At 61.6% G+C, this 3,600-nt stretch carries 3 protein-coding genes; all 3 read right to left on the bottom strand.

The annotated features are described in order from the left end of the window. Positions 1-224: 224 nt before the first annotated feature. The 3 genes from NZM16_RS07065 to NZM16_RS07075 all read right to left on the bottom strand — a co-directional run bounded on the left by NZM16_RS07065 (position 225) and on the right by NZM16_RS07075 (position 2,609). Positions 225-1,295 carry an ATP-binding cassette domain-containing protein gene (locus NZM16_RS07065; protein ID WP_295452920.1) on the bottom strand — a complete coding sequence of 357 codons (1,071 nt, stop codon included), beginning with the start codon at positions 1,293-1,295 and terminating at the stop codon, positions 225-227. 109 nt (positions 1,296-1,404) lie between these two features. Further along, positions 1,405-1,914 carry a signal peptidase II gene (lspA, locus tag NZM16_RS07070; RefSeq protein WP_295452918.1) on the bottom strand — a complete coding sequence of 170 codons (510 nt, stop codon included), beginning with the start codon at positions 1,912-1,914 and terminating at the stop codon, positions 1,405-1,407. Between the two features lie 353 nt (positions 1,915-2,267). Further along, on the bottom strand, positions 2,268-2,609 hold the full coding sequence (locus tag NZM16_RS07075; protein ID WP_295479580.1) for a TraR/DksA C4-type zinc finger protein: 342 nt from the start codon (positions 2,607-2,609) through the stop codon (positions 2,268-2,270). Positions 2,610-3,600 lie beyond the last annotated feature (991 nt).

A 3,600-nucleotide genomic window follows, 5' to 3' on the forward strand; every position in this document is an offset into this window, starting at 1 on the left:
GGTGTGTTTTTGGTGGGGTGGGGGGGGGGGGGGGGCGCCCCCCCCCCCCCCCCGCCCCGCCTTCCCCCTTGTTCTCCTTCCCACGCGATTGCGCGGCACGGGAAGGGGAACAAGGGAGGGGAGGCGTTCCCCCATGGGTAGAGGTAGAGGGCTCAGGCAGCCTGAGGCACGGCCCGTTTGTCCAAAGTCCATTGCCTTCACGCTGTGATCAGGGATGTTGAGACTCAGGCCTCTTCATCCGTCCATCCCGGGTCTTCCGCTTCGAGCCCGGTTTCCTCCGGAGGCTCTGGCCATCGAGCGGCGAGTTCGGGTTCCAGTTGTGTCGCCTCCGCGAAGACGCGACGGATGACTTCCTCCACGGGCGGTTCCTCGATCGCCAGATCCGTCACCGGGAGAGCAGTAAGGAGGGCGGCGGCGATCTCCGCTGTTCGGGCGCGGGGAACCTGCAGCTCCGCTCGGTGGGAGTTCAGGCTCAGCACCTCGCCAAACGGCGTGAGGGCGCTCATCGGAATGGGCTGGGCCATTGTGACCCGCACGATGCGGTAAGGGGTCACCCGCTCCGCCAGCGCCTCCAGATCTCCGTCATACAGTAAATGACCCCGGTGGATCACCAGCACCCGGCGACAGAGAGCCGCCACGTCCGCCATATAGTGACTGGTGAGCAAAACCGTGGCCCCGGTCCGGCGATTGTATTCCCGGATGAAATCCCGGATCCGAGCCTGCATGGTCACATCCAGTCCGATGGTGGGCTCGTCCAGGAACAGCACACGAGGGCGATGGAGAAGGGCCGCCGCCAGCTCACACTTCATTCGTTCGCCCAGGCTGAGCTTGCGGACCTGCTTGGTGAGCAATCCTTCCAGATCCAGCAACTCCACCAGCTCGTTCAGCGTGCGCCGGAACTCCGCTTCCGGGATGCCATAGACGGCTTGATTCAGCAGGAATGTTTCCATCGCGGGGAGATCCCACAGCAATTGCTGCTTCTGCCCCATTACCAGCGTGATCTGTCGCAGGAAGGCCCGTTCCCGACGTTGAGGGATAAACCCCAGCACCCGTGCCTCTCCCGCTGTGGGGTGGAGGAGGCCGGCCAGGATCTTGAGGGTAGTGGTTTTGCCGGCGCCATTCGGACCAAGGAAGCCGACGATCTCCCCGGGCTCGATCGTGAACGAGATGTCCTCCACCGCACGGATCACCTGATAGCGACGGCGGAAGAACGCCCGCAGAGAGCCCATAAGCCCAGGGGCCTTGTAGTGGACCCGATAATATTTATGCAGATGCAAGACCTCGATGACAGGCATAGCACACTTTAAAAAACTGGGGAGGGGGGAGAAAACAAAACCCACGGGAGAGCTTGGAAGTTGCCCGTGGCGTCTTTTCTCTCCCGTCTACGCGTTTGCAAGCCTGCTCTCACACATCCCGCCGGCGATCCTCAGATTGCGAGGAAACAGGTGGATGGGGTTGCGCGCGCTCCTCCAGGCCCATCAGGACCAGCAGGAGCAACATCCCCACCACAATCGCGCTATCCGCCAGATTGAAGACCGGCCAGAACTTGAAATCCAGGAAGTCCGTGACGAATCCGAACCGAATCCGGTCGATCAGGTTTCCGAAGGCCCCGCCCAGTTGCAGGCCCATGGCGAGCTGGATCGGCCATCGCGCGGTGGCCAGTTGGCGGGTGTAAAGCAGGAGGAACGCGATGACCACCACGGCCACCGCGACCAGGATCGACCCCCATTCCCGGAACAGACCGAAGGCGATGCCGGTGTTGGTCACGTGGGTGAAGGTGAAGTAGCGGGCCAGGGCCGGGATGGGAGCCCAGGATTCATAGAGGGCCAGGTTCTCCCGCACCCAGGCTTTGCTCAGCTGATCGGCGGCAAATGTGAAAAGAGCGACCACGCCCATGATCCAGCGGCGTTCCATTGTCCACGCCTCCTCCGATCAAGATCCCATCCTCCGATCTCACAGTTCGTATTCTTGAAAGCCGGAGAGCGAACAGAGTGAACCGACGGATGGCTGAAAGGGGCCCGGTTCGCCCTTCCTCCCAATCCCTCTCCTCACGCCGCGAAGCGACGTAGGGAGAAGGATTCCGAAATAGGTGGGGTAGTGGGGCGGGCGGCTTCGCTGCCTGCCATCGGACCCAGCCAGCTGCCCGTGTCCTGAACATACGTCCCAAAGGCTCCTGGAGGAAGTCCGCTACGCAATCCCTGTGTTTCCAGTCAGGGGTTTATGTGCGCCCCTCTATGGAATCCATGGAAAGGATCAGGGGGAACCCCTCATCCGCGTTCCTGCTTGGATTGACACTCCAAGCAAAGGGCGGCGAAGGGGATCGCCTTCAGGCGGGCAACATCAATGGGCCGGCCGCACGCTTGGCAGATCCCATATGTGCCCTCCTCCATCCGCCGCAGCGCGGCTTCCACTTCCCGAAGGCGAATTTCGAGATGCCGGCGGAGCGTGGCCCGGGTGGTTTGATCCATCACATCTGTCGCGTCATCCGCCATATGATCATGGTAGCCGATCCCTTCCGGGGCTCGGGCATCCAGTCGGGCCAGCTCTGCCTTTAACTGAAGCTGTTCCTCTTCAAGCGCCCGGCGCAACCGATCGAATGGGATCGCCATCATCTGCCTCCTGGCAGGCTTATTGAAGGCCAGTCCCTTTCCGCTCCCCTCCCTCTCTGGGGCCCTGCTGGGCTGTAGAGGGAAGGACGTGCATCCGGAGAGATGGGCGGTTCCACCCCTCAATGCTCGGGATCCGGAGGGGAGGGCCGCATTCTTGGGATTTACAGAATACGCTTTCCTCATGTCTGGAGCATCTCAGGGGTAAGGCTGGGGGCCTTTGGCCCCCAGCCTTACCCCTGAAAGATGTTTTCTCCTTCCTCCCCACAGCCCAAAGGGCCGTGGGGAGGGGCAGAAAAGGCTTCCTGAGGAAGCGGACGGCGTAACTCTTACCCTCTTCAGATTGTAGAGCAGGGCAGGAACCCTGTCACTCAGCCGGTGGGGCCTTTCAAGCGATTGCCCGTTCCCCTCAGGAAGGAGCAGGTTACCCTCGGCACCCCCGGGAGAAGGGCGCAGCCTCACCGCCTCTCCTTCCTCGGCCCCAAAGACTGGGGGGAGAGGGGTTAGTGCTTTGTCCATTTTCTGGGGGTTTTCGGGGGTGGTGTGGGGGGCTAAGGGCCCCCCGAACGATTTTTTCTCCCCTCTCCCCACGACCCTCTGGGCCGTGGGGAGGGGGGAGGAAGGAGGGAGGGGCCGTTGCCTTCCGGACGGTCTTCGGTTCCTCAAATCCCCAGTTTATAACTGGACAAAGCAGTAGAAATCGTGCTCGGTGGAACATGAACGTTCTCCGGGGGGTGGGAAGCCCGCCCGACAGCTCCTACGACTCGGGTCCTCAGCCGGCCGGAGCTACTGTGAAAAAAGCTTAACTTTCTTTTTACAAAACGTGCAAGATCCCTTGGTCCGCATTTCCTTGAGTTCCATTAAGATGGTGGCGAATCATAGAAATGGGAGGTGCCAATGGAGACTGTGATTCAGGTGGACGAGCGGCTTCGGCGGCTTCGGGAGGAGCTCACCCGCCTCGTCCGGGAAGGGGAGGATGAGGAGGGGATTCGCC

Origin of the sequence: Thermoflexus sp. (assembly GCF_025055495.1) — a bacterium.
GTDB lineage: Bacteria > Chloroflexota > Anaerolineae > Thermoflexales > Thermoflexaceae > Thermoflexus.